Below are 25,252 nucleotides of genomic sequence, written 5' to 3' on the forward strand. Positions count from 1 at the left end.
TCAGCGGAGTCACGGCGGCGGCCATCGAGGTTCTCCCTTGCTTGCTGGAGCGTCCGCGTCCTGCCGGCGCGTCGGCGGCCGGCAGGACGCGCGGGCGGGTCAGGAGCGGACGGCTCCCACCGGGGTGGAAGCCGCACCGCCGTCGGGTGCCGTGCGGGCACCAGGAATCGGGTCCGCCTGCGCCGCGGCGCGGGCAGAACGCAGTTCGAGGCGACGCGAGATGACGGCGAGTACGAGAGCGAGGACGGTCAGTACGCTTCCCACGGCGTTGGGAGCGGTGTAGCCGAGCCCCGCGGAGATCACCAGGCCGCCGAGCCAGGCGGAGAGGGCGTTGCCCAGGTTGAAGGCGCCGATGTTGGCCGCCGAGGCCAGCGTCGGGGCGCCGTGGGCGTAGTCCAGGACCCGCTTCTGCAGCGGCGGGACGGTGGCGAAACCGAGGGCGCCGATGAGGAAGACGGCCACCACGGACGCGACCTTGCCGGAGGCCAGGAAGGTGAACAGCAGCAGAACCAGTGCGAGGCCGCTCAACGCGGTGAAGAGCATCGGCATGAGCCTGCGGTCCGCGAACCGGCCGCCGATGAGGTTGCCCGCCACCATGCCCAGCCCGAAGACCACCATCAGCCAGGTGACGGAGGACTCCGCAAAGCCGCTGACCTCGGTCATCATGGGCGCGATGTAGGTGATGGCGGCGAACACACCCCCGAAGCCGAGAACGGTCATGGCCATGGCCAGGATCACCTGGGTGCTCCGGAAGGCGGCGACCTCGTGCCGCAGACGCACACCACTCGGCTTGGGCACGTCCGGTACGAGCTTGGCGACACCGGTCAGGCCGAGTACGCCGAGTGCGGCGACGATCACGAAGGTCACCCGCCATCCGGCACTCTGCCCCACGAACGTGCCCAGGGGGACGCCGACGACGTTGGCCACCGTCAGACCGGTGAACATCATCGAGATGGCACCCGCCTTCTTCTCCGGTGCCACCAGTTCGGCGGCGACCACGGCGCCGATACCGAAGAACGCGCCGTGGGCGAGCGAGGCGACCACCCGGCCGACCAGCATGACAGCGAAGACCGGGGCGACGGCGGAGACGAGGTTGCCGAGGATGAACAGGCCCATGAGCAGCATGAGCATGTTCTTGCGGGACATTCTGGTGCCGAGGACGGTCATGATCGGCGCGCCGAACATGACACCGAGGGCGTAACCGGTGACCAGGTAGCCGGCCGTCGGGACGGAGACTTCGAGGTCGGCGCCGACCTGGGGCAGCAAGCCCATGATCACAAACTCGGTGGTGCCGATCCCGAAAGCCCCTATGGCCAGGGCCAGCAGTGCGAGCGGCATGACAGGAACCCTTCGATGCGTGGGACGGAAAATGCATACGCGTTTTACTTGCACACACATTAATTGCATACGACGGCTAATGGCAAACGCGGGTATGCTGGGAGCTGTGACCCGGGGCGGAATCCGCCTGCGCCTCCGCGCGCTGCCCCACCGAAGGAGCCGCTGATGACTGCCACCGACCCGGCGATGACCGCGCTCGCGCACAGCTGGTCGGCCCTCTCGCTGCTGCACGGCCGTATCGAGAGCAGAGTCGAGCGGGCCCTCCAGACCAAGCACCGGTTGAGCGCACGGGAGTACTCACTGCTGGACGTACTGAGCCGTCAGCACGACGGCGAAGGCGGCCACCTCCAGATGCGGCAGGTCGCCGATTCCGTCGTCCTCAGCCAGAGCGCCACCACACGGCTGGTGACCCGGCTCGAGGACCGCGGCCTGCTGTCGCGGTACCTGTGCCCCACCGACCGTCGCGGCATCTACACGGATGTGACCCAGGCCGGTATGCGCCTGCTGGAAGAGGCCCGTCCCACCCACAACACCGCCCTGCGCGAGGCCCTCGACGAGGCAGCCGCCGAACCCGCGCTCGCGCCCTTGGTACACGCTGTCCAGCGGCTGCAAAGCAGCGCACAGCCGGCCTGACTCGCGGAGCGCGGGCTCTCCCCGCGCTCCCACGCGCTTCCCCGCGCCGTCGCGCCCAGTACGCGGGCCCACGCCGAGTCGGCCTCGGCTCACGGCGCGTGGGCGAAGGTCACCGGCAGGGGAAACTGATCGACGGACCGACCACTGAGGGCGCCTGGCACCTGGTGCGGTACGCCGCGTCGACGCGCGTCCGTCACGGCCGGCTCCGCGTCCTCACCCGTGGGCCGAAGGCGCTGTACTACGCGAACCGCGGCAGAAGGCGGACTCGCACGGGAAACGGGGCCGCTCCGGTACGCGCGGCCCGCAACACCCCTGTACCGGGCCGCGAAGTGGTGACCGACCACCACCGGCTTCCGGCCCACCGCCGGCCGGGCCGCGGTGAGCCGATGGCGCCCCGGGGCGGTCATGAGCGCGCGAGCTGTTCCAGCCTCCGGTGCAGCCGCTCGACGTAGGTCTCGGACTCGGGCTTCATCAACACGCTGCGCAGGACCCGCGCGCCGTCGGCGTCCGCCGTGACCTTCGGGTGGCGGGCGGTGAAGCGCTCGGAGCCGACGCGGAGCGTGCTGAGGAAGACCGGGTCCTGGCCATCGCTCATCCCTTCCCGCAGGATCCGGTGGCTGGCCGCGTCGATCTCCGACAGCGTGTTGCGGGCGGTCACCGGAAAGTAGCTGACGATGTCGAGCTGCGGGGCCTGGTAGAGCTCCAGGTGCTCGGACTCCCCGATCAGCTCCGCCCAGCGGAGCGCCGCCCGCCGGCCGGCCGCCAGGGCCTGGCCCAGTCCCTCGCGGGTGGGCGGCAGCAGTTGGAAGGTGAGCCACAGCGCGGCGGCGGCCGCACCGGCACGCGAGCACTCCAGGCTGATCTCGCCCAGATGCAGTTCCTCGGAGGTGAAGTACGTGTACGGCGAGTCGTGCAGGTAGAACCGGCCGACCGAGGGATCGCGGAAGAGGACCGCACCACAGCCGTACGGTTGCAGACCGTGCTTGTGCGGATCCACGACGATGGAGTCCGCCCGGGCGACGGCCCGCCAGGGCTCGGCCGGCAGGCCCTCGGGGCCGTCCGCACCGGCCAGCAGGGTGAAGAAGCCGCCGTAGGCGGCGTCGACGTGGACGCGCACGCCGTACCGCTCGCGCAGTGCCAGTGCCTCGTGGACCGGGTCGATGGCACCGAGCCCGGTCGTTCCGGTGGTGAGGACGACGGTGCCGACCTGTCCCCCGCGCAGCAGGTCCTCCAGCGCGTCGAGGTCCATGCGGCCGAGGTCGTCGGTGGGTACGGAAAAGCCTTCCACACCGAGCACACCGCACATCCGGCCATGCGTGTAGTGGGCCTCGGCACTGTAGGCGACGCCCTTGCCCGGACGCAGTTCGCGGGCGACGAAGAGGGCTTCGAGGTTGGCGAGTGTGCCGCTGGTGGTCAAGTGCCCGAGATGGGTGTCGTAGCCGAACATGGTGGCCAGCCGCTGGACGACCTCACGCTCCATCGCGGCGGTGGCCGGCCCGCCGTCCATGGCGTGGTTGTTGGGGTTGACCAGCATCGCGGCCAGGTAACCCACCACGGCCGCCGGGTGCGGCGGCTTGAGCATCTGGCCCGCGTAGCGGGGGTGGAAGAAGGGGTAGGTGTCCTTCAGCCGTTCGGTGAACTCCTCGAAGGCGGCGGCGAACCGGCTGTCGTCGACAGCCAGTGCCGGATGCGGCTCGAAGGAGCCGAAGGTTTTCTCCCACTCGGCGTTCGACGCGACCGCCGCGGTCAGCCATGTGGTCAGATCCATGTCGTCCTCCATCTGGTGTGTTGCGGAGTGCCCGGCCCGGTCCTTGGGCGTGCGGGTGCCGCGGAAGCCCCCGCCCCGACCCGCCTGTCCACCTGCCCGCAGGCGCCACGGCCGGGGCGGGCTCGGCCTCTCCACACGGCAGCGACACGGCTGTGATGCATACCCGCCGCTCACCTGCGGAAAGCGCACACGGTCCGGCTCCGGCTCCGCGACCGCCGGACGGTGGGGAGCCAGGGGGTGAGGCGCTCGAAAACCAGTGGAGCGGCGCGGCTGTGCGCTACTAACGTGCTGCCCGAACCAAGCCGTCCGACTCAGGAGACACGCCGTTGTACACCCTGTGAGATCCCCCGAGCGCTGATTCGTCGCGCGTCGCGCATGTGCGCCGCGCTGCCTCTTGCTGCGGACTTCTCACGGAAACCGGTGTACTTCTGTGCTCACGAACCGGGCCTTGCCCACATGTCTGCCACTCTGTCTGTGCCGTTGCCACGCCTGCGCGTCCAAGCGCCTCCTGGCACACGGCGAATCCCGCGTCAACGCGCGCGCCGGGCTCCTTTCCGCCTGGCGCCTCGACGCCGACGGGCCGTATCGCCTGGAAGACGAGGCGAGCGGCGCCGAGGCCCGCATCGCGGCGCGGATCTCCGTCCGGCCGGTGCGACTGAACGCCGCACGCTTCCCCCTTTCACACACCGTTGCCGAGAGGCCGCGGGCATCCCCCCGCGCCTTCGGTCACACAGGCACCCGGGACCAGGGCGGGCGCCCCGCCTGGCAGTCGCCATACGGTCCACCGCCGCCCCGGGCCCACCGGGGCAGCTGGGGTCGCTGGGCACCCGCGCCCGTGCTGGTGCGCTCCCGGCACCGTGCGGTGACCTTCACTCTCAAACGCTGAGCCCTCACAGGTGCTGGGGCCTGTCCGGCCAGATCCACCGGACAGGCCCCGGCCGGCTGATGCCTGCTGTTGCGGGGCGCGCCCACTCGTTTCGCCGGGACCGCCCCGCCACTTGTCAGCCCAGGCTGCTGCTGATCGCCCCCGGCGGGCTGCACCGAGGCTGGTCGGGACCGCTCGCGTGGGAGTTTCACCGAAGACCCGGCGGTTCGCCCGGGCGGTGGCCACGTACTCGCGGAAACGGTGGGTCAGACCGTGCCGAAGCTCGGAGACGAAGCACCGAGAGGGAGTGCGGCTTGCTGGGGACGCCGTGACCGGTGTTCCGTTCAGGTTCACGCCGTCACCGATCCTGGGACGGACCTCCCGCAGCGCACCGGCGAGCACCTCTGTCTCCTCGTGCCACGCCTGGGCGAAAGAGGTGACCGGCCGCTGTCCGCCGTACTCCCCGAAGTCCGCGCCGCCGAAGGGATTGAGCGCCCAAGCCGGGATCCCGCCCCGTCGCCCAAGCCGACGAGCGTCACCATCGAGGCGCGGGGGAACGCCCCGCTGGCGCCGAGGTCGCTTGCGGCCCCGGCACCGACAACCGGGACGGGATCCGACCGGGACCGGCCCGCGCGCACCCCGGCAGGGCGGTGTGACAACCGGCCGGGTGCCCCGGAGAGGCTCGGACGGCGGGTGGCAGCCGGGTGGCCGATGGCGTTGCCGAGGTTGAGGGCGGTTGAGGCGATGCCGTTGGCCACGCCCTGTTCCCGCGGGGCGGTTCCGGTGGCGGCGGCGATCCACATCGCGGTCCACACGATGCCCTGGCCCACCCCGGAGACGATGAGGCCGGGCACCAGCAGTCCGTAGCCGGCGTCGGCGTCGAAGCCGAGCGCGAGAGCGGCCGTGCCGATCACTCCGATGACGAAGCCGGTGATCAGCGTGGTGCGAGTGCCGATCCTGCCGACGAGGCGCTCTCCGAGTTGGGTGCCGGTGGCGATCGCGAGTGAGGGGCTCAGGAAGACGAGGCCGGTCTGCAGGGCGTTGTAGCCGTGCACGCTCTGCATCAGGACGGTGAGTGCACGCTCTGCATCAGGACGGTGAGGAAGTAGGGCAGGACACCGAAGGTCGCCATGTAGAGGAAGGTGACGAGCGTCCCGACGGTGAGACTGCGGTTGCCCAGCAGCCGGAACGGCATCAACGGATCGGAGCTGCGAACCTCGATCAGGACGAAGAGTCCCAGCAGGAGAACCGCGAGGACGAACGCCCCGGTCACAAGGCCGTCGCCCCACCCCAGTTCGGGCCCTTCGACGAGGGCGGACACCAGCGCGCTCAACCCGCCGATGGGCACGTTGACGAAGAAGACCGCGGACCAGCCGAACCTGTCGGTCAGCAGGCCGCCCAGAAGCGCGCCGAGGGTCAGACCGCTGGCCCCGGCGCCGCCCCAGACCGCGAGCGCCTTGTTCCGCTGGGGGCCTTCCTGGAAGAGGGTGTTGATCAGCGCGAGGGTGGACGGCAGCAGCAGGGCGCCGCCGACGCCCTGAACGGCACGGGCCACGACGATGAACCCGGGGCTGGGCGCGAGGCCGCCGGCCAGTGACGACAGCGCGTACAGGGCGAGGGCGAGGACGAACATTCTGCGCCGGCCCAGCAGGTCGGCCGCGCGCCCTCCGAACAGCAGGAAGCCGCCGGCGAAGACGACATAGGCGCTGACGACCAACTGCTGGGTCTGGCCGGGGAAGCCCAGGTCCTGTCCGATCTCGGGGAGGGCCACGCACACGATGTTCAGGTCGAGGCCGTACAGCAGTTGGGCGAGGGCCAGCAAGGCGAGCGTCCAGCCGAGGTGGCGTGGGGGTGCCCTCCGAGGTCTTACGTGGCGGCGCTGAGGTTGCGGGCATGGCAGTGCGCTCCTTCTGGGGCTGCGCGAACGGTCGCGAGCAACGTCCTCGGACGCCGCCCTCATTGTTCGTAAAGCTACGTACCTCGACGCCCGCTACCCGGGGCTCCTGGATGCCGTGCTGACGGGCGCCCCCGACGACGAAGCGCTCACGAAGGCCCCCGCGAGCGCCTGACCGGCTTCCGGAACCGGTACCGCTCGGGCAGCCGGGCAGGGCGGGCGGGGGTGCCGGGGGGTGGGCGCGGGAGACGCGCCGAGCGATGGCGGAGAGCCGTCGGCTCGTCACCAGCGTTGCTGAGGCGCGGTGTTCGCCCCGGCCGGCCGGGAACACTAGGACTTGGTGCTGGCTTCCGACTGACCCGCACATACTTCGCCCCTGCCAGGCTGTTCCGGGTGCCCGGCGAACGTGGTGCGGCGGTTCCGCGCCGTGTGCGTCGCTCGTACGGAAGAGCGGCCGCGGGTCAGCGAGGGCAGGCACGTGGTGACCATTCCGAGGAGGATCAGGGCGCAGCCGGCCCACGCCGAGGCTGAGAGGCGTTCGTGGAGGAGAAGCGCGCCGATGAGGGCCGCGGCCAGGGGCTCGGCGAGGCTGAGTGTCCCGGCCGTGGTCGCCCGCACCCGGCTGAGCCCCAGGGTGAACAGCCAGTAGGCGGCCGCGGTGGTGACGACGCCCAGCCAGGCGATCAGGCCGAGGGTGGCGCCGTCGCGCATCGCGGCGGCGCCGTTGATCATCCAGGGCAGCAGGGGGAGAGAGCCGACCAGGAGGGAGAGGGCGGAGAGCGCGGGCAGGTGTGCGTTGGTAGTGGTGGTGGCCAACTGCTTGGCCGAGACGGTGTACAGGCCGTAGCAGGTACCGGCGGCAACGGCCAGGAAGAGGCCGAGCGGATCCACACGGCTGCCTCCCGGCGCCAGCAGGAGGCCGCAGCCCGCGACAGCCGCGACGGTGCTGGCCGACCAGGCGGGCCCCATCCGCTCACCGGTGACCCACCTGGCGCAGAGGCCCGTCGCCACGGGCGCGGTGCCCAGGGCGACCACCGTGGCCAGAGCCGCACCGGTGCGCGCCACCGAGCCGAGGAAGGCCGCCTGGTAGACACTCGTCGACAACGCGCAGACCAACAGCGGGCGCACGATCGTCGGCGCGGCCAGAATCCGCATCGTCTTCGGGCGCACGGTGAACACCCCGAGGACCAGCCCGCCCGCGAGCAGCCGCCATCCGCCCAGGGCCGCCGGTGTCATGGGACTGGAGGCCAGCACCTGGGCGGGGCCGACGGTGCCCCACAGCACCGCCGTCACCAACACCAGGCCCACGCCGAACGCGGCGCCGTCTTTTTGCGTATCCATGGCCAGGGAGACTAGGCAGAAGTCCTCAATGGATCACGAATTGCCGCATATCGATCGGCGTACAGTGGTTTTCATGGAACTTGATGCGCTGGACAGGGCCCTGCTGCGGGAATTGCAGAACGATGCACGGCAGACCAACCGCGACCTCGCGGCCAAGACCGGCGTCTCGCCCTCCACCTCGCTGGAGCGGGTGAGGCTGCTCCGCGAGCGCGGCGTGATCACCGGTTACCACGCGGCGTTGGACCTCGACGCGGCCGGCCGACCTGTCCAGGCACTCATCTCCGTGCGCATCCGGCCTCCGGCCCGCCCCGTCATCGAGGGCTTCCGGGAATGGGCGGCGCAACTGCCGGAGGTGGTCGGCCTGTTCGTCACCTCGGGCAGTCACGACTTCCTCATCCACGTGGCCGTCCCGAACGTGGACAGCGTGTACGCCTTCGTGATCGACCGCCTCACCGAACGCCGCGAAGTGGCCGACGTACAGACCACGATGGTCTACGAGCACGTCCAGTCCCGCTGCCTCGAACCGACCAGCCCGAACCGCCCCCGTTCCACCCGCAAAACCCGCTGACCGGGGAGCCTGGGCGCCGGCTGAGGCGCACAGCAGGGCCGTGGCCGCGCAGAAAGCCACGGCCACGGCGCTTCCCCGCCTGCCGCCCGCCGCCCCGTAAGCCCGCCTTGGCGCTACCCCGGCCGCCCTCGGTGTCCTTCCCCGCATTGCCCTTCCCCGCATCCGCGTGCTCCTTCCCGTCACCCGGTCCCGGTCGCCCGGTTCCGGCTGCCGCCGTCGGCCCTCCGGCCGCGGTGCCGCGCCTGCCGCCCACCCTGTGTGCTGCCCTCGCCGGCCGGGGAGGAGGGGCGAGGAGCCGGCCGAGCCCCCCGATGAGGTGAGACAGCGATCACGGCCGTCACTCGTCCCCCAGGTGCGCCTAGGATTGCGAGAGTGACGGCAAGAACCAGTGATATCGAGAAAGCGGCCGGTGTACTGCGCTCCGGAGGGCTGGTGGCCATCCCGACCGAGACCGTCTACGGTCTGGGCGCCGACGCCGAGAACCCCGCCGCTGTCTCGCGCATCTTCCAGGTCAAGGGGCGTCCGCCCTCCCATCCGCTGATCGTCCACCTCGGTGGCTCCGCGCAGCTGGACGACTGGGTCGAGGAGGTGCCGACGACGGCGCGCCTGCTGGCCGAACACTTCTGGCCGGGGCCGCTCACCCTGGTCCTGCGGCGCGGCCCCCGTGTACCGCTGGAGGCGACCGGCGGCCTGGAGACGGTGGCCGTACGCGTGCCCGACCACCCCGTCACACGCGCGCTGCTGGCGGATTTCGGCGGTGGTGTCACGGCCCCGTCCGCCAACCGCTTCGGCCAGGTCAGCCCCACCACGGCGAACGACGTCCGGGCGGAGCTCGGTGATGCCGTCGACTTCGTGCTGGACGGTGGGCCGTGCGAGGTCGGCGTCGAGTCGACCATCGTCGACGCCACGGGCGGGAACCCGAGCATCCTGCGGCCCGGCGGGGTCACGCGCGAGGACCTCGAAGCGGTGCTGGGACGCCCGCTCCCGGTCCCCTCGACGAGCCGCGTGCGGGTGCCGGGCCAGCACCCGTCCCACTACGCACCGAGGGCCCGGGTCGTCCTCGTCGAGCCCGAGAAGGTCGTCGCCGAGGCGGAACTCGCGCAGGAGTCGGGACACCGGGTGGGCGTCCTGCTGCCTCCCTCCTGCGCCGGTACCCCGGTGAAGGCACACACCAAGGTGGCAGTCCCCGGATCGACGGCCGCCTACGCGCGCGGGCTCTACGGGTTCCTGCGCGAATTCGACCAGCGGGGGTGCGACCTCGTCGTCGCCTCCTTGCCGACGGAGGAGGGGCTGGGGCTGGCGATCGCCAACCGGCTCCGCCGCGCCGCGGGCCCCAGGCCCACCGCGTGACCGGTACCCGGTGACGACCGCTCCCCCGCGCCGCACACCGGTACGGCCGACGACTCGTGCCGGGTCCGTACCGGTGCCGCGCCGGGGCCGCGCGGGCAGCGTGCCCGCGGGGCGCGGGGTCGGGCTCCGTGAGCCCCGGGGGCCCTTCCGTGGAGGAGCGAGGCGGTGAGTCCGCCGGTCCTCCTCGCGTGGACGGGCCCCCTCCGGCCGCGGCGCATCACTGCCGGCGGTCCGGCGGACACGGACGGCCGGGGCGGTCAGGACGCGGGCACGGTGGGGACCGCCGCGTCGAGGCCACGGGCCGCGACGAGCTGCGCGGTGCCGTCGGCCAAGCGGTAGCACAGACCCACCACGGCGGTCTGGCCGGCGGCGACCTTTTCGGCGAGTGCCCGGGAGCGGTCCAGCAGCAGGTCGACGGTGTGCCGCACGTGCTCGGCCAGGATCTCGTCCGGCGCGACCCGCCCGGCGGCACGCGCCGCCAGCACGCTCGGGGTCACCCGCTCGACGACGTCCCGTACGTACCCGGCCGGTGCCTTGCCGTCCTCCAGCGCGGCGCACGCCGCGCCGACCGCGCCGCACGAATCGTGACCGAGCACCACGACAAGCGGGCTGCCCAGCACCTCCACGCCGTATTCGATGCTGCCCAGTACTTCCGCGCCCACCACGTGACCGGCGGTGCGCACCACGAACAGGTCACCCAGGCCGCGGTCGAAGATGATCTCGGCGGCGAGCCGGGAGTCGGAACATCCGAAGAGCACGGCGAAGGGCTGCTGGCCCGGGGCGATCTCGGCGCGGCGGGTGGCGTCCTGGTTGGGATGCTCAGGAGAGCCCGCGACGAAGCGCTGGTTGCCGGCCAGCAGCAGATCGAAGGCTTCGCGGGGCGTCGGGGTCTGGTTCTCGGTCATGACCGCAGCTTACGAGCCGGACACCGGCCGTCGCACCGCCTGGTCGGGACCGCGACCAGGCGGTGCGACGGCACGCTCCGCTCCGGGCGGGCGGACGGGTTGCTCCTGCCAGGCGGGCGGACGGCTTGCTCCCCCGGTGATCGGTCAGGAATCGAGAAGCACGGGAGACAGACGGGCTCTAGCCTGCTCAGCATGGACATCACCATTCACACGAGCGCCCTGCCGCACGACGACCCCGACGCTTCACTCGCCTTCTACCGCGACGTCCTCGGCTTCGAGGTCCGCGGCGACGTCGGGCAGGGCCGGATGCGCTGGATCACGGTCGGCCCGGCCGGTCAGCCCGATACATCCCTCCTCCTGGCGCCGCCGGCCGCCGACCCGGGGATCACCGAGGACGAGCGCCGCACCATCACCGCGATGATGGCCAAGGGCACCTACGGCTGGATCCTGCTGGCCACCCGCGATCTCGACGCCACGTTCGAGAAGGTGCAGGCCGGTGACACCGAGGTCGTCCAGGAGCCGACCGAGCAGCCGTACGGCATCCGCGACTGCGCCTTCCGCGATCCCGCGGGCAATCTGGTCCGCATCCAGGAACTTCGCTGAAACGGGCGGACGCCGACGGGACCGCACCGGCCGGGTGGTCGGTTCCGGGTGGTCGGCTCCGGCTTGCCGGTGCCGACCGGCCGGTTCCGATGCCTGCTTCCGACCGGACGGCTCCGGCGGGACGGCTCCGACCCGACGGTCCTTCGCCGCGAGTGTCCGGAGGTGAGCCGTCGGACACCCCGGACACTCGCGGTGAAGGACCGTCGGAGTCGGTGTCCGTGCTGGTGCCGGCGTCGGTGCCGACCGGTGCCGGTGGATTGAAGAACGACTCGTCGAAGAGGAGAGCCCATGTGCCAGCCCGAGTGGCGGCGTGCACGTGTCGAGGCGCAGCGCCTGGCCGATCTCGCGCGGCTGCGCCGTGTCCGCGACCGGATCGACAGGGAGTACGCGCAGCCGCTGAACGTGGAGGCGCTGGCACGCGGTGTGAACATGTCCGCCGGGCACCTCAGCCGGCAGTTCCGGGCCGCCTACGGGGAATCGCCGTACGCGTACCTGATGACGCGCCGTATCGAGCGGGCGGCGGCCTTGCTGCGGCGCGGTGACCTCAGCGTCACCGAGGTCTGCTTCGCGGTCGGCTGTGCGTCGCTGGGCACGTTCACCACCCGCTTCACCGAGCTGGTCGGCATGCCGCCCGGAGCTTTCCGACGCCGTGCGGCGGACGCGCAGACCTCGAACGCGCACCGGGCGGATACGCATGGGGCGGATACGCGCCGGGCGGGTGCACGGGAGGGGGACGCGTCGGCCGACCGTGCCGACGCCGCGCGTACGGCCGCTGATGCGGACTCGGCGGTCACGCTGGAGGGGATGCCGGCGTGCGTGGCGAAACAGGTGACAAGACCGGTCAGGAAGCGAGAAGCCGACGTCGGCGAGAAGCCCCTGGCGTGAGGGCCATGGCAACCACCGCGTCCATCCCGTCCCGCACATTCCCCGCGACCGTCACCCTTGAGGTGACCGGCCCTGAGGCAGCCGCCAAGGCTCGCCTCCTGGTCCCGGCGCGCCGCGCCGAGGCCGGCCGGGCCGCTCTTCGGGGCACGGAGGGGCGTGACGTCAACGGCGTGGACCTTGCCGACGCCGCCAGCGTGCGCGCCGCCGCCGCACGGAGCAGCGACCGCTAAGAGCAGCTCGACTCCTGATGGCCGTCGCCGGCGTCATGGCGCCCGGGGGTGGCGGGTCGGACCCGGCCGCGTGGGGCAGCTCGCCACCAACCATCGCGGACACTTCACACTCACCCGCGAGCTGTATCCACTCCTGACCGCCGCGGACGGCACGCGCGCCGTCATCAACAGTCCGCCGGCCGCACGCGCACCGACATCCGCTGGTACGACCGCACCGCCGCACCGGTTACGACAGGTGCCCGGCATACGGCCAGACCGAGACCGCCGGGTCCCCCGCCGCGACCGGCGCCAGCGCCACACCGATCGCCCGGTGAGCCCTGTGCGGTCAACGCGGAGCAGCCCCGGGCGACCGCGTCCGGCAGTTCGCGAGAGCGGCCCGCACCGGCGGACGCTCGCTCTCGTACGGCCGAGCAGGCGCACCTCCTGCTGGGGCCCGCGAGCAGGCCATGCGCGAGTGCCGGTGATCGAGCGTCCACTCCCCCTCGGAGCAAGCGTGTTCATCAGTCGTTTATGGAGGCTGTCTACGGTCTTCTCATCCCAAGAGGCCATAGAGGGGGAAGAAATGGCATCCAGAACGCTGACCGCGTCCGTCATCGTCGCGTCGCTGCTCGGCTTGGCCGTCGCGACAGGCCCGGCACATGCCGCCGCCAAAGAGCCTGTCAGCGGCAAGCGCTGTGCGGTGATCGTCGGCAAGGCACCGAAGAACGGTGTGTCGCCCGTCGTGGGCACCGCTTGTTCACGCAAGTCCTCGGCGGACGCGCTCGCGAAGGCGACCGCCGAGGTCAAAGAGGCACACCCCGGCCTCACGCCCAGGCTGAGCACTCAGACCCACCTCTTGAGGCTGTACGAACACGCCAATTACGAGTACAGCACAGGATTCAACTACTGGGACGCCTACGGGCTGTATGGCCCCTGCGATGGAGACGGGTACTACTTGCGCCTGGGCACCACTTTGCCCTTCGAGTGGGGGAACGTGCTGAGTTCCGTCAAGGGCTTCAACCAGTGCAACTACGCCACGTTCACCGACAAGGGCGGCACCAAGAACCTCAATACCTGGCTTCCGGTCCCCAATCTCGGGGCCTGGAACGACAATGTCGGCGTCATCCGCACCATGCACCGCTGAGCCCCAAGGCTCTCCGCACCCCCACGCTCCAACTTCGCGGGGACCCCGTCGAAACCTCCAGGGGTCCCCGTGACCTCCAGGGGTTCCCCTGAAAGCGAAGGCACTCGGGCCCGGCCACACTGCCGGGCCCGAGGATGCGGCGGCCCCCGAGCCGCGCCGCCGTGTCTCGGCGCGATGAGGCGCTGGAGACGGCTGGCGGCGCGCTGGTGAACAGTGGGCCAGGCGCGGCGCAGTGCGTTACGGTCGGCGCGTGCGTCTCCTCCTCATGTCCGACACGCATCTGCCCAAGCGAGCCAAGCGGCTGCCCGATGAGTTGCTGGACGAGGTCCCGCGCGCCGATGTCGTCGTGCACGCGGGCGACTGGGTGGACACCGCCACCCTGGAGCTGCTGGAGGCGCGGGCCCGGCGGCTCATCGGTGTGTACGGGAACAATGACGGCCCCGAGCTGCGGGCCCGGTTGCCCGAGGTGGCGTACGCGGAGCTGGCGGGCCTGCGTTTCGGAGCCGTCCACGAGACGGGCCCGGCGCAGGGACGGGAGCGCCGGTGCGCCGCCCGCTTCCCCGACCTGGACGTCCTGGTCTTCGGGCACAGCCACATCCCCTGGGACACCGTCACGGAGGACGGCAGGCTGCGCCTGCTCAACCCCGGCTCGCCGACGGACCGGCGGCGCCAGCCGCACTGCACCTACATGACCGCCGAGGCAACGGCCGGGCGCCTGACCGAGGTGAAGCTGCACCGGCTGCCGCCGCGCCGTTGAACCGACGCGCCGTCGAGGCGAATACCTCGCCTCCCCGCTCAGGTCGTCGATGCGAGACGGCTCGTCCCGCGGGCCCAAGCAGGACACCCACGCGCACGGTAGCGGCGAGGCGGAACGCTGCCAGGCGGTGGGCGACAGGTGATGGGCGACAGGCGATGGGCGGTGGCGGTCAGCCGGGGCGGCAGTGATCAGCACTCTTTCCGCGGGGCGGTGTCCAAGGACAGTTCGGGGAACGCTGCGTGCGGTATGGGTGTGGGGCTGTTCCTCAGGTGCTCGTTGAAGAACGCTGTGAGCACCACACGTACCAGGGCGATGCCGCGGCCCGGTGGCAGCGTGCCGAAGCTGAAGGCGTCGTCGGGGTCGTCCGGGTCACGCAGCCCCAGTGGCCCTGCCAGGACATCGAAGTCGGTGGCCGACATGTGTCCCGCGCCGCGTACCGCCGTATGGTGGCGCGGGCCTCGCAGCAGCGGCCATAGCCGGTCCCAGCCGGCGAGGATGTCCGGATCCTCGGGGTCGGGCGGGGTGAGGCCGCACAGGAGGACCGGCAGGTCCAGGCCGCTGGAGAGCACCGGGCCGTACAGACTGCCGTCGAGGACAGCGATGGCGGCAGGGCGGGCGTCGGTCCGTGCCAGCTCTGCGGCTGCCGCACCGCCCAGAGAGTGCCCGGCGACCCCGACCCTGGTCGTGTCCAGCACACCGTGCCACGGCGAAGGGGAGGCGAGGAGCTGGTCCAGGACGAACCGGAGGTCGGCGACGCGGGTCGCGAGGTAACGGGATTCCACATCGGTGGTGGAGCCGTCGGCGGCGGAGCTGCCCTCCTCGTCCTTCGGCTCGTGGTGAGGGACGACGCGTCCGTTGGGGAACTCCACCGCGGCAGCGTCGCCGGGATGGTCGACGCCTGCCACCACGAATCCGCGTGAGGCCAGGTCCTCGGCCAACGCGGTCAGTCCTGCCCGGTACTCGCCCAGACCGGGCGAGAGCAGCACCAGAGGCCGGCGCGTTCCGTCGGCCACCGGCGCCCCCTCTGTCGCGTGGACCCGTACTCCGGCCAGCGCTTCGTGCGGCCCGGCGCCGAACTCCTCTCCTTCTTCGGCCCACATCTGGAGCACGTGCGCGGCCACCGGCAGTGTCAGGTAGCGGGCAGGGGGTGGAGTACTCCCCGCCAACGGTGCGGCGGGGTACCACAGTTGCACCATCAGCTCACGGCACCGATGCGGCTGCCACGGGTCGGCACGGTCCGGGTCGAGAAACGGCAGTGCCTGCGTCCCTACCCGGTGCGGACCGCCCGGCGGTGGTACCTGCAAACGCCCGGCGTCCGTGGAATGACTCGTCACCTGGTTCACTCTCTCCTTCGACGTCGATCCCCGACGATCCAACGACACATCCCCGGGCAAGGCGAGCGCATTGTTCGGGCACGCTTCCAGAGCATGACCACCCGGGTTTCTCAGGGCTGTTCGTCGGGCCGTTCCCTGCGGGCGAATCCGGGGAACCGTTCCGGACCGGGTCTGGACCCGGGCCTCGCGGTTCGTGCCGGAGCCTCTTCCGCACGCGCCGCCTGCCCAACGGATCCCCCGTCTCCCGGCACGGCCCCTGGTCGCGGCCGGACAACGCCGTCATCCCTCACGAGCAACCCTGGGTCCGGGTGGCGCACGACCGACACCGCGTAGGACCCGGGCAGCAGAACCCGACTGCCCGACCACCGAACTCAGCTCTCTTGTGGAGACGACATGAGCCGCGCCCTTCTCGTGATGGACGTCCAACAGGCCATCGTGGACGTCGTCGACGACGGCTCCGGATATCTGCCGCGTCTGCGCAGGGCGATCGACGGGGCCCGTGCGGCGGATATTCCCGTGGTCTACGTGGTCATCGCGCTCCGCCCCGGCTTCCCGGAAGTCGGCACGCGCAACAGGCCTCTGGCCGCCATCGCACAGGCCGGCCTCTACGTCGAAGGCGCTCCGGGCACCGAGATCCACCCTGAAGTCGCGCCCCGGCCAGGCGATGTGGTGGTCACCAAGAGGCGCGCCAGCGCGTTCTCGGGCAGCGATCCCGACGTGGTGCTGAGGGCACGCGGGATCGACAGCCTCGTCCTCACCGGGATCGCCACCAGCGCTGTGGTGCTGTCCACCCTGTGCCAGGCGAACGACATGGATTTCGGTCTCACCGTCCTGTCCGACGCCTGTCTGGACACCGACCCGGAGGTGCACCGGGTTCTCGTCGAGCGACTTTTCCCGCAGTGGGCGGACGTCGTCACGGTCGACGAGTGGGTCGAGGCGCTCGCCTTCCGGTAACGACGCGCCAGGCGACCCACCACACGGGAGGCGGCTCCTCCTGGCGCGCATGCCATCAGTGCGGCGTCATGTACGGACCGCGGCGGACCTGCTGGACCAGGGTGGGCCTACTGTCCCGGAGCAGAAGTCCCGGCTGCCGCAGGCTTTTTGACGGCATGCAGCAGTGTGACGCCGAGCAACGGGCTTCCGTACCAGTACCCGGGCCCGAGCCCGCGCAGCGTGCCCTGTCCGAGGTGTGCGGCGTACTTCCTGGCCGCGAACCAGAAGTCGGCGACGAACAGCCGCCCGCCCGGACGCAGGACCCGCATGGCCTCGTCCAGGGCGCGGTACTGCCCTTCGAAGGAAGGGATGTTGTGGAGCGCCAGCGCGCTCGTGACGACGTCGAAGGAACCGTCGGGGAACGGGAGCGCGGTCATGTCGGCCGTGGTCACCTCCGCCCGGTCGACGACCCCTGCCGCGGCGGCGTTGGCGAGCGTGGCATCGGGCCGGTTGTTGCTCTGGTCCTTCCCTGACCACAGGTCCACGCCCACGGCGTGGCCCCTCGGCAGCCGCCGGGCAGCCTCGATCAGCACCGCGCCGCGACCGCATCCCAGATCGAGCAGCCGCTCGTCACCGTTCAGACCGGCCAGGTCCAGCTGCCGCCGCCACACGCGCAGCTTGCCGCGGAGGGTGGTGTGAAGGTAGACGCCGGCGTGGGCGAACAGCACCGCGCCCGCGATCGCTGTCGCCCCGCGCCCTGGCCGTCGCCGGCCGGCGGCCAGACAGCAGACGGCTCCGGCGGCGCCGAGGGCCGCTGGGAGTGCCGGGGCGTCGACGCCGTATCGCGGCCGGTGTACGGGCGGAGGTGTGACATCGGAAGTGTTCTTGGACATACCCGCAGGGTCGTGAGTGTCCGTTGCCGGCGTCTTGGAAAAATGTCCCCGGCCTTCCCAAGTTCCCCGTTCCCTTCCCTGCCCCGGTCCCCGTTCCCTTCCCTCGCGGAGTACGGGGCCGGCGATCGAGTGGCTGCGGGACGACGACGTGGAGGCGGATCAGATCCCGGAAGCGGCGGCGGGCGCGGCCCATGCGACGTCGTCGATCGCGAGCCACGGCGCGACGGCCACCGCCGCGGGGGTGAGCCCCGTGAACTCCTTGGCCTCGTGGTGGAGGTGGGACTGGTCGAAGTATCCGCTCTCGGCGGCGACCGCGGCGGCGGTGCGACCCGCCGCGAGGAGGTGGGCGGCGTGGTCGAAGCGCACCAGCCGGGCGGCGCGTTTGGGTGTGATGCCGAGCTGGGAACGGAAACGGGCCCACAGGCGTTTGCGGCTCCAGCCGACCTCGTCCGCCAGGCTGTCGACACGCACCCGCCCCCGCGTGCCGAGCGTCCGTCGCCAGGCATGAGCGACTTCCCGGTCGACCGGTGGACGGGTGCTCTTCCGTGTCAGCCGGGTGAGGATCTCCGCCGCTGTCGTGAAGCGCTCGTTCCACGACCCGGCCGCGCGCAGCCGGTCCTCGGCTTCCCCTGCGGCGCGGCCCCACACCTCTTCCAGGGGGACCACCGTCCCCATGAGACCGGCCGAAGCGCCGAGCAGAAAGGCCGCCACGGTCGGTTCCAACCGGATCTCGAGCACCTCCCCCACCTGGCCGTTCGCCCGGAGTTCACCGGGGAGCAGCCCGGCGGCGACACTGCCGCGCCCGTGCCGGCCATGGGCGTCATAGGCGAGGTCTCCTCCGTCGCTCAGGTCGATGAGCAGGGTGACGGAGGGGTGGGCGATCATGGCGATGTCGACTGGTGCGGGAACGTGCGGGCGGAAGCCGGCCATTCTGATCCCCGGCAGCCGACCGGGCGGACGCGGGACAGCGACGTCCCACGAGCTCCAGTCGAGCGTCCCGGTCGACAGCATGTGACCAACATAGCCCCCAGACAGGATGTCCGCGCCGGAGGCGTCACAGGGCGCGGCACCACCGGACGAGCCGGGGTGCCGCACTCCGCGCCTCGGAAAGCGTGCCGTGCCGACGCGTCATGTACCGGCTGTCACCAGCTCGCGTTCTCACACGAGGAGTGGCGTCCCCAGGATTTCAGGTTGCCTCCCCATTCCATGGTGCTGACCTCGACATAAGTGCACCACTGCTGGTTCCCGGAACGGTTGGGGGCGCTCGCCGACGCCTCGCAGGGTGAGTACTCGCATCCGGTCCAGTCGCTTGCCACGGTCTGGCCGTCCCGGGTGAGGGTGACCTCGGTGACCACCAGTTCGTCGTTTCCCAACGGGCGGCAACTGCCTTCTCCGGCCGCGGTGACGGTGCCGTTCGCATAGGTGGGCGCCTGGGCGATGATGGTGCAGCTGTCCGCAGTGGTGCCTGCGGGCTGGGCCGTGGCGTGGGTCGCCGTGGCCAGAAGCGCGCTCCCGGCGAGTGAGAGCGCGAGCGCCCCGACCTTCACGAGACGAAGCATGGGCTGTTCCTTCCCTGTTGCCGCCGTGTGTGCGGTGTTTCGGACGGGTCACATGGTGTTGAGTGCCGGCCGAGCACGGCAACGACCGCCGGGTGTCCCGGACAGACCGGCCGTGTCCAGCCTGGTCAGCACCTTGTCCGGGACACCCGGCGGTTACCGGCTCCGGCTTGTCGGGGTGCTTGTCGGGGTGTTTGTCGGGGGTGAACTTCGGCGAAGTCCCTGTCGAGTCCGAGGTGGTGGTCGTCCTCCTTGCTGTGTGAGAAACACGGGTGGGGCGGCTGACTGCTGCGGGACGCCGACGCAGAGGACCGTGTGGATGCAGGGACTGCGATGTCCGAGCAGAAGGCCAGGCCATCTCAGGTCGCGCGGCAACTGCGCGTGAGCCCGAAGTCGGTTTGCCGGTGGCGTCGGCTGTGGCGAGAGGGTGGTGTGCGGGCTCCGGCCTCCCGCGGCCCGAGCGGGTAGGAGTCTTCAGCGCCGCGGGAGCGGCCGTGAGGGTGGTGGTCATCGTCTACCGGCCCACCGGCGCAGCGCCGCGGCCAGCCGTTCCTGATCCGTGTCGTCGCCGCCCTCCCAGGCGATGATCCCGTCCGGGCGGACGAGGATGCTGGGGGCGTCTCTCTCGGAGTCCCGGACGATCGTGACGCCCGGGGTCCATGTCTTGGCGAGTTCTGCGTGCCGCGCGTCCACGGTGCGGTCGACGAGGACGAAACCTCCGTCATGGGCGTACTCGGCGAAGCGACTCCCGTCGCCCATGAGACCGTTGCCGACGAGAGTGCCTTCCGCGCCCCTGGGGTTCGCGGTCACCTCATAGCGCTGCGTGATGCCAGCCGTACGGGCGAGCATGCGGGTCGCGACGGCCGGCAGGGGCAGCAACTCGTCCTGCAGGATGCCGCGCATCTGGGCACTCTGCGGGTCGCCGCGCATGATCGACACCTGCGCACGAGTCCAGTCGAGCACCTGCGCCGCGATCCTCTGGCGCTCGCTCTCGTAGGAATCGAGCAGCCCGGCGGGAGCGGTGCCGCAGATGGTGGCGGCGAGCTTCCAGCCGAGGTTCACGGCGTCACCGAAGCCGAGGTTGAGGCCCTGCCCGCTGAACGGCGGATGGACGTGCGCGGCGTCTCCGGCGAGCAGGACGCGCCCGCGTCGGTACCGTGCGGCGTACCGCGAGTTGTCGGACCAGCGGGTGATCCGCCCTTGGGCTCCGGTGATCGTGAGCTCATGGCCGGTCACATCCCGCAGCACCTCCTGCAGCTCCTCCACGCTCACCTCCGCCCGCTTGTCGGCAGGCTGCTCCCCGAAACGAGCCACCAGAACACGGCCGGGCACGGGCCCTGACGCGTACACACCTCGCGGTGTCCAGGTCCAGCCCCGCGACAGAGCCTCGGCGGGCTGCATCCGCACCACCGCCTGGTAGCCGACGAGGGTGGGCTCCGTGCCCACGAAGTCGATCTCCAGCAGCTTGCGAACCGTGCTGCGCCCACCGTCCGCCGCGACCACCCAGCCCGCCATGATGGTGCCGGCGCTGGTCTCCACCAGGACATCGGCGTCGTCGTCCCACGACGCACCCGTGTGCTCCAGCGAGGTCACCGTCACACCGCGACGGATCTCGACGCCCCGCGCCGCGCATCGCTCGCGGAGAATCAGCTCCACCTCTGCCTGCGGCACGGCGATTCCTCCCGCTGCCGCGGTGTGCTCGGACAGCACCGGATCGCTTTGGTCGATGGCGGAGGCGTCGAAGAAAATTCCCCCGAAGTGACCCATCGCGGGGAATGCCGGCAGCGTGCCCGGGGCAAGCGCGGGGACCCGCATCCCCACCCGCTCCATCAGTGTGCGCTGCACGGCCTCGGCCTCGCCCAGTAGCCCACGACGGTCGAGGATCTCGGCGCTGGCGATGTTGATCGAGCCGGCCTTGATCGTGTGGTCGGGCTCGGTGAGCCGGTCCAGCACCACCACCTCGATGCCCTGCAAGGCCAACTCGCTCGCTGCGAGCAGACCTGTGGGGCCCGCGCCGACCACGACGGCCTCGGCCCGCTCCTTGGTTTCCATGCCGTGCCCTCTTTCTGCCCGACGAGCAAACTGAACTCGGTAAGCTTACATGGTAAACATACTGGGTCAGGGTAAGGTGGCGCTCATGGCGAACAAGGGAGACCGGGGCGGGTCGAAGACGCGAGCGCGCATCGCGCGGATCGCGACCGACCTCTTCCTCGAGCGCGGTTTCGACGACGTCACCATCGCGGAGATCGCACGGGAGGCCGGCGTGTCGCGCGTGACGGTCTTCTCCCACTTCGACCGCAAGGAAGACCTGCTGCTCGACCGCATTCCCAGCGCCCTGGAAACCCTCAGGAACGCGCTGAGAACCCGGCCGGACGAGCTGTCAGTAACAGAGCGGATGCTCCGTCTCGCCATCGCGATGGCGGAGGAAAGGCATCCCCTCTCCGGCCTCGCCGAGGGCATCGCGCCGTTTGTGCGCGTGGTGCGGGACGCCCCGACCCTCATTGCGCGGCTCCGCGAGTTCGCCTACGAGGCCGAGGCCGCCATCGTTGCCGAACTCGACGCGGACCCCCGTTTCACAGGCGACGCGCCCCTCACCGCCGCACTCATCATCACCTGCTATCGCACGGTCACCGTCGCCACCGTCCGACAACTCGTCGCCACGGGTGGGACATCCCTCGACGCACTCGCCGCGCGGCACACGGCCCACCTGGAGCAGGCGTTCCGCGCCCTCCAGCACGGCATCGATCCCCCAACAGCGCATGCCCAGGGCCGTGTTACCGACTCCGGCTCGTCAGGGTGATGCTGGGTGGTCGAGGGTGAGGCGGGTGCCGGCTGTGAGGCTGTCGAGGGTGGCGGTCCGGTATTGAAGTCGTTTGAGCCGGTTGGGTGAGAGTCTCGTAAGAGTGTTTCGAGCTGTCGAGCCGGTCGAGGCGAGGGTGGCCAGACGGTCCTCGGCCACCACGAGGGGCGCCGTGACGAACTGGTGGACCCCGTCGGTTCCCGGCCCGTCCGTGCGCGGGGTCCTGCTCCGGGTTCACGGCCGACTTTCGCAGACAGCACGGGGACAGCCGGCACCGCTACCCGCTATGGCCTTGGGAGCCACACGCGGGGCAAGCCGTCCGTGGAGCGGTTGCGCCTCGCGGCGCCCACAGCTGTTCCACCGGTCCGCAGCTGTTCCACGGTGTTCTGCCTGGTGGTGCGCGGTCGTTCTGGCCCTCGGCGCGCTCGTGTCCGGCCTGCTCCTGAGCAGCGGCCCGCTGTCGGCACAGGAGCGCGCTGCAAAGGCGAAGCGCCCTGCCGAGGAGCCCGGACAGCCGCAAGCAGCATGAGTCTGCCGCAAGGCAGCATGAGTCTGGCATGCGCCGAGCCCGGACCCGCAGGTCCGCGTACCGATGTCCCCGGGTCCGGGCGCCTCCACCGAACGCCGACGGCCCTGCCGAACGAGGGCGGCCCTGGGCTCCAGAACCATTCCGGTGACCGGTCTCCTCCGCCCGGTCGGCCTGCCCTGCAAGGCAGGCTCCTCAGCGGCGTGCCGGTCACTCACCGGGCGCACCGACCGTGTCACTGTCGCCTCGACGAGTCACCGGCGGCACCGGTGCGCGTGCCGTTCCGGACGAAGGGAGCGCGGGAGTGGAAGCACGGAAGACCGCGGAAGCAGAGAACCTGCTGACGGACGAGGATGCCTATCGGGACGCGTGGCGCCTGTTTCTCGCCGGTTCCGACGAGAAGGCCACCACCCATGCCTACCTGCGCCGGGTGGTCGAGCAGTTGCCCTCCCGGAAGGTGTTCCTGGACGTGGGCGCCGCCGACGGTACGACAACGCGGTACCTGACCCCTTTCTTCGAGCACACCGTGTGCATCGAGCCGAGCGAGCCGATGCGGCGCGCCTTGGCGCGGGCCTGCCCGCAGGCCGAGCTGGTCGCGGAACCCGTGTCGGAGGCCAGGGTGGAAGCGCGGGCCGATCTGGCTCTGCTGTCGCATGTGCTGTACTACGTGCCGCGCGCACAGTGGACCGCGACGGTGGCTCGCGTCCTGGGGTGGGTGGCGCCGGGCGGTGTCCTGCTCCTCGTCCTGCAGGACCCGGACAACGCCTGTATGCGCATGGTCCGTCATTTCACCGGCAGCCGCTTCGATCTGAGGGAGCTGGCCGAGGAGTTGGCCGCGCTCCCGCCCGGCCTGGTCGCCGATGCCCGGCTGGATGTCGTCCCCGCCCGCTACCGCAGCCGGGATCTGGACGAGACCGTCCGGGTCGCCGGCTTCCACCTCAGTGTCCCCGGCTGCGAGCCGCCGGCCAGGGAGGCGGTCGAGGCGTATGTCCGGCAGCACCTCGGTGACGGCGAGGGCGGCTATGCCATGCGCCACGACCAGCACGTACTCCGCGTCACGCGGCCGCCTGCGTGAACCCGCGGCGGCGCGCCCGCCCCGACGGTACCGGCCGACGACGGCTTCCCTGCCGGGGCTGACCGTACGCCATCACTTCCCTCTCCCTCATCACCCCGGCCCGGGTCCTGAACGGCCGACCGGACTCCCGCTGTCACTGGACTGACCAGGCGAGTGATCGGCCTGGCCCTCCCGCGTGGCCACCGCCGCCGGGAGATCACCGCGCCCCGGCTGCGGGGTCCGTCCGCGCTGCTCACGGCCGAACGCTCCGGTAGCGGCACCGCGCGGCTGGGGGACGGCCTGTGGCGGGAGGAGTCGCCGGGCGACCCGGCACCCGGCCGACGCGCTGCGGATCCGGGCCTCCCGGACCCGTTCCCCGCTCGGGGCCGACGTCGTCGTCAGCACCCCGGCCGGCTACCGGCCGGCACTGGGTGAGGAGCAGGTGGGCGGTTCCGCGGCTTCGCGCAGTGGACGTGGCGGTCCGGTCGGTGACGAGGTGGCCGATGAGCTGCCAACCGCGGTGGCGGGGGCGGGAGTCGCGGCCGGTGGTGGGCCCGTCGGGGACGATGGTCCGGGGATTGCCGGCCAGGATCACGGCGACGGCGAGGCGGCGTTTCATGCCGCCGGAGGAGCAGGTTCAGGTGGAGGCGGGCCCTCGTATCGCGCCCGGCCGGATCCCAGGTCGGACGGGTTTTCACGCGGTCCGTTCCAAGATCGATTGTCAGTGGTGGGTGAGAGGCTGGAAGCACCGAGTCGGAAGAGGGGGCGCTGCCATGTCCGGAACCCAGAACTACATCAACCACGTTGCTCTCGTGCTGGATGCCAGTTCGTCCATGTCTCATCTGAGGCAGAAGGTCGTCGAGGTCGCCGACCAGCAGATCGCCTACCTTGCCCGGCGGTCGAGGGAACTCGACCAGGAGACCCGCGTCACGGTGTACGTCTTCGCCGACAAGGTGGAGTGCGTCATTTATGACAAGGACGTGCTGCGGATGCCGTCGCTCCAGCAGTTGTACCGGGTCGGCGGGATGACAGCCCTGCTGGCCGCCGCGCTGAAGTCACAGCGGGAGCTGGCGCAGACAGCGCAACTGTACGGCGATCACAGCTTCCTGACGTTCGTGCTGACCGACGGGCAGGAGAACGCGAGCCACCGCTGCCCTGACGCTCCTGCCCGGAATCCGCGCGAACTGGTCGGCGCCGTCGCGGAGATGATCGCGAAGCAGGACGACAACTGGACGCTGGCCGTTCTCGTGCCGGATCAGATGGGCAAGCGCGAGGCCATGCAGTGCGGCTTCCCCAAGGACAACATCGCCATCTGGGACGCCACGAGCACACAGGGCCTGGAGGAGGCCGGGCAGGTCATCCAGCAGGCCACCGAAAGGTTCATGGTGGGCCGCGCCCAGGGCATCCGGGGTTCGCGGGCCGTGTTCTCCACGGGTGCGGAGACGGTCAACAAGGACACCATCGAGGCGGCCGGACTGACCCCGGTGGATCCGTCGGAGTACCAGCTGATACCGGTGGCTCGTGAGGCGGCGATCCGTGACTGGGTCGTCGAGTGCGGCCACACGTACCGTACCGGCGGGGCGTTCTACCAGCTGAGCAAGTCGGAGAAGATCCAGGCGCGGAAGCAGATCGCGGTGCTGGAGAAGAAGACGGACCGGGTGTACACCGGCCCCGAGGCCCGGGCCCTGCTCGGCCTGCCGGATGTGGAAGTGCGCGTCAAGCCTGACCACAACGACGACTTCACCATCTTCGTCCAGAGCACCAGCGTGAACCGGAAGCTCGTGCCGCACACGCGGCTGCTGCTGATGCTCTGAACGCGCGCGGCCCGGCACCCCTCCTGCGGGTGCCGGGCCGGAGCGCCGGCCGCGATCCAGGATCCGGCGTCGAGCGGGCACG

General features: G+C 71.0%; 24 protein-coding genes. 13 read left to right on the forward strand and 11 right to left on the reverse strand.

What is annotated here, in order from left to right; translation table 11 throughout:
- Nucleotides 1–99: 99 nt before the first annotated feature.
- Complete coding sequence (locus tag FM076_RS01080) at nucleotides 100–1,338, reverse strand: MFS transporter (RefSeq protein WP_173868070.1); 1,239 nt, start codon at nucleotides 1,336–1,338, stop codon at nucleotides 100–102.
- A 165-nt stretch (nucleotides 1,339–1,503) separates the two neighbouring features.
- Here FM076_RS01080 and FM076_RS01085 point away from each other — a divergent pair, with 165 nt between their 5' ends.
- Nucleotides 1,504–1,971, forward strand: coding sequence for a MarR family winged helix-turn-helix transcriptional regulator (locus FM076_RS01085; protein WP_173868071.1), 468 nt, complete (start codon nucleotides 1,504–1,506; stop codon nucleotides 1,969–1,971).
- Between the two features lie 403 nt (nucleotides 1,972–2,374).
- Here FM076_RS01085 and FM076_RS01090 read toward each other — a convergent pair whose 3' ends face one another.
- The 4 genes from FM076_RS01090 to FM076_RS01100 form a co-directional block, all read right to left on the reverse strand.
- Nucleotides 2,375–3,739, reverse strand: coding sequence for a pyridoxal phosphate-dependent decarboxylase family protein (locus FM076_RS01090; RefSeq protein ID WP_173868072.1), 1,365 nt, complete (start codon nucleotides 3,737–3,739; stop codon nucleotides 2,375–2,377).
- A 1,215-nt stretch (nucleotides 3,740–4,954) separates the two neighbouring features.
- Nucleotides 4,955–5,668: an MFS transporter gene (locus FM076_RS33030; RefSeq protein ID WP_202034902.1), complete on the reverse strand. Its 714-nt coding sequence runs from the start codon at nucleotides 5,666–5,668 to the stop codon at nucleotides 4,955–4,957.
- Entirely contained in the window at nucleotides 5,668–6,426 is a 759-nt protein-coding gene (locus FM076_RS33035; protein ID WP_202034903.1) for an MFS transporter, read from the reverse strand. The genes FM076_RS33030 and FM076_RS33035 overlap by 1 nt, the downstream gene beginning before the upstream one ends.
- Nucleotides 6,427–6,828: 402 nt before the next feature.
- Nucleotides 6,829–7,839 carry a DMT family transporter gene (locus tag FM076_RS01100; RefSeq protein WP_173868073.1) on the reverse strand — a complete coding sequence of 337 codons (1,011 nt, stop codon included), beginning with the start codon at nucleotides 7,837–7,839 and terminating at the stop codon, nucleotides 6,829–6,831.
- 73 nt (nucleotides 7,840–7,912) lie between these two features.
- Here FM076_RS01100 and FM076_RS01105 point away from each other — a divergent pair, with 73 nt between their 5' ends.
- Together FM076_RS01105 and FM076_RS01110 are read left to right on the forward strand one after the other, a co-directional pair.
- Nucleotides 7,913–8,407, forward strand: a complete 495-nt coding sequence (locus FM076_RS01105; protein ID WP_173868074.1) for an Lrp/AsnC family transcriptional regulator — start codon at nucleotides 7,913–7,915, stop codon at nucleotides 8,405–8,407.
- A 372-nt stretch (nucleotides 8,408–8,779) separates the two neighbouring features.
- The gene (locus FM076_RS01110; RefSeq protein WP_173868075.1) at nucleotides 8,780–9,757 is read left to right on the forward strand and encodes an L-threonylcarbamoyladenylate synthase; all 978 of its coding nucleotides are present in this window, start codon (nucleotides 8,780–8,782) and stop codon (nucleotides 9,755–9,757) included.
- Between the two features lie 257 nt (nucleotides 9,758–10,014).
- Here the strand turns inward: FM076_RS01110 and FM076_RS01115 are convergent, their stop codons facing one another.
- Entirely contained in the window at nucleotides 10,015–10,662 is a 648-nt protein-coding gene (locus tag FM076_RS01115; RefSeq protein ID WP_173868076.1) for a carbonic anhydrase, read from the reverse strand.
- Between the two features lie 192 nt (nucleotides 10,663–10,854).
- Between FM076_RS01115 and FM076_RS01120 the strand changes: the two genes are divergently transcribed.
- From FM076_RS01120 to FM076_RS01140, 5 genes are all read left to right on the forward strand, one after another.
- On the forward strand, nucleotides 10,855–11,265 hold the full coding sequence (locus FM076_RS01120) for a VOC family protein (protein WP_173868077.1): 411 nt from the start codon (nucleotides 10,855–10,857) through the stop codon (nucleotides 11,263–11,265).
- A gap of 288 nt (nucleotides 11,266–11,553) precedes the next feature.
- Complete coding sequence (locus tag FM076_RS01125) at nucleotides 11,554–12,150, forward strand: helix-turn-helix transcriptional regulator (protein ID WP_173868078.1); 597 nt, start codon at nucleotides 11,554–11,556, stop codon at nucleotides 12,148–12,150.
- Nucleotides 12,151–12,155: 5 nt separating this feature from the next.
- The gene (locus FM076_RS01130; RefSeq protein WP_173868079.1) at nucleotides 12,156–12,380 is read left to right on the forward strand and encodes a hypothetical protein; all 225 of its coding nucleotides are present in this window, start codon (nucleotides 12,156–12,158) and stop codon (nucleotides 12,378–12,380) included.
- 562 nt (nucleotides 12,381–12,942) lie between these two features.
- Nucleotides 12,943–13,503 (forward strand): hypothetical protein, encoded by a 561-nt coding sequence (locus FM076_RS01135; protein ID WP_173868080.1) that lies wholly within the window; start codon nucleotides 12,943–12,945, stop codon nucleotides 13,501–13,503.
- A gap of 250 nt (nucleotides 13,504–13,753) precedes the next feature.
- Nucleotides 13,754–14,260 (forward strand): YfcE family phosphodiesterase, encoded by a 507-nt coding sequence (locus FM076_RS01140; RefSeq protein WP_173868081.1) that lies wholly within the window; start codon nucleotides 13,754–13,756, stop codon nucleotides 14,258–14,260.
- A 188-nt stretch (nucleotides 14,261–14,448) separates the two neighbouring features.
- Here the strand turns inward: FM076_RS01140 and FM076_RS01145 are convergent, their stop codons facing one another.
- Nucleotides 14,449–15,642, reverse strand: a complete 1,194-nt coding sequence (locus tag FM076_RS01145) for an alpha/beta hydrolase family protein (RefSeq protein ID WP_345944838.1) — start codon at nucleotides 15,640–15,642, stop codon at nucleotides 14,449–14,451.
- A gap of 345 nt (nucleotides 15,643–15,987) precedes the next feature.
- Between FM076_RS01145 and FM076_RS01150 the strand changes: the two genes are divergently transcribed.
- On the forward strand, nucleotides 15,988–16,548 hold the full coding sequence (locus FM076_RS01150; RefSeq protein ID WP_173868083.1) for a cysteine hydrolase family protein: 561 nt from the start codon (nucleotides 15,988–15,990) through the stop codon (nucleotides 16,546–16,548).
- 107 nt (nucleotides 16,549–16,655) lie between these two features.
- Here the strand turns inward: FM076_RS01150 and FM076_RS01155 are convergent, their stop codons facing one another.
- The 3 genes from FM076_RS01155 to FM076_RS01165 form a co-directional block, all read right to left on the reverse strand.
- Complete coding sequence (locus FM076_RS01155) at nucleotides 16,656–17,420, reverse strand: class I SAM-dependent methyltransferase (protein ID WP_173868084.1); 765 nt, start codon at nucleotides 17,418–17,420, stop codon at nucleotides 16,656–16,658.
- A 159-nt stretch (nucleotides 17,421–17,579) separates the two neighbouring features.
- Complete coding sequence (locus FM076_RS01160) at nucleotides 17,580–18,431, reverse strand: AraC family transcriptional regulator (RefSeq protein ID WP_202034904.1); 852 nt, start codon at nucleotides 18,429–18,431, stop codon at nucleotides 17,580–17,582.
- A gap of 131 nt (nucleotides 18,432–18,562) precedes the next feature.
- A complete protein-coding gene (locus FM076_RS01165; RefSeq protein WP_173868085.1) occupies nucleotides 18,563–18,979 on the reverse strand; it encodes a hypothetical protein in 417 nt (138 codons plus the stop codon).
- A 312-nt stretch (nucleotides 18,980–19,291) separates the two neighbouring features.
- Here FM076_RS01165 and FM076_RS01170 point away from each other — a divergent pair, with 312 nt between their 5' ends.
- Complete coding sequence (locus FM076_RS01170; RefSeq protein WP_428814624.1) at nucleotides 19,292–19,444, forward strand: helix-turn-helix domain-containing protein; 153 nt, start codon at nucleotides 19,292–19,294, stop codon at nucleotides 19,442–19,444.
- Between the two features lie 39 nt (nucleotides 19,445–19,483).
- Here FM076_RS01170 and FM076_RS01175 read toward each other — a convergent pair whose 3' ends face one another.
- Nucleotides 19,484–21,028, reverse strand: coding sequence for an FAD-dependent oxidoreductase (locus FM076_RS01175; RefSeq protein ID WP_173868087.1), 1,545 nt, complete (start codon nucleotides 21,026–21,028; stop codon nucleotides 19,484–19,486).
- A gap of 85 nt (nucleotides 21,029–21,113) precedes the next feature.
- On the opposite strand from FM076_RS01175, the gene FM076_RS01180 reads away from it, so the two are divergent.
- From FM076_RS01180 to FM076_RS01190, 3 genes are all read left to right on the forward strand, one after another.
- Nucleotides 21,114–21,776: a TetR/AcrR family transcriptional regulator gene (locus FM076_RS01180; RefSeq protein WP_173868088.1), complete on the forward strand. Its 663-nt coding sequence runs from the start codon at nucleotides 21,114–21,116 to the stop codon at nucleotides 21,774–21,776.
- Between the two features lie 830 nt (nucleotides 21,777–22,606).
- The gene (locus tag FM076_RS01185) at nucleotides 22,607–23,377 is read left to right on the forward strand and encodes a methyltransferase domain-containing protein (RefSeq protein WP_173868089.1); all 771 of its coding nucleotides are present in this window, start codon (nucleotides 22,607–22,609) and stop codon (nucleotides 23,375–23,377) included.
- Between the two features lie 752 nt (nucleotides 23,378–24,129).
- Nucleotides 24,130–25,170: a vWA domain-containing protein gene (locus FM076_RS01190; RefSeq protein WP_173868090.1), complete on the forward strand. Its 1,041-nt coding sequence runs from the start codon at nucleotides 24,130–24,132 to the stop codon at nucleotides 25,168–25,170.
- The last annotated feature ends 82 nt before the right edge of the window (nucleotides 25,171–25,252 follow it).

Source organism: Streptomyces albus subsp. chlorinus (assembly GCF_013302895.1).
GTDB lineage: Bacteria > Actinomycetota > Actinomycetes > Streptomycetales > Streptomycetaceae > Streptomyces > Streptomyces chlorinus.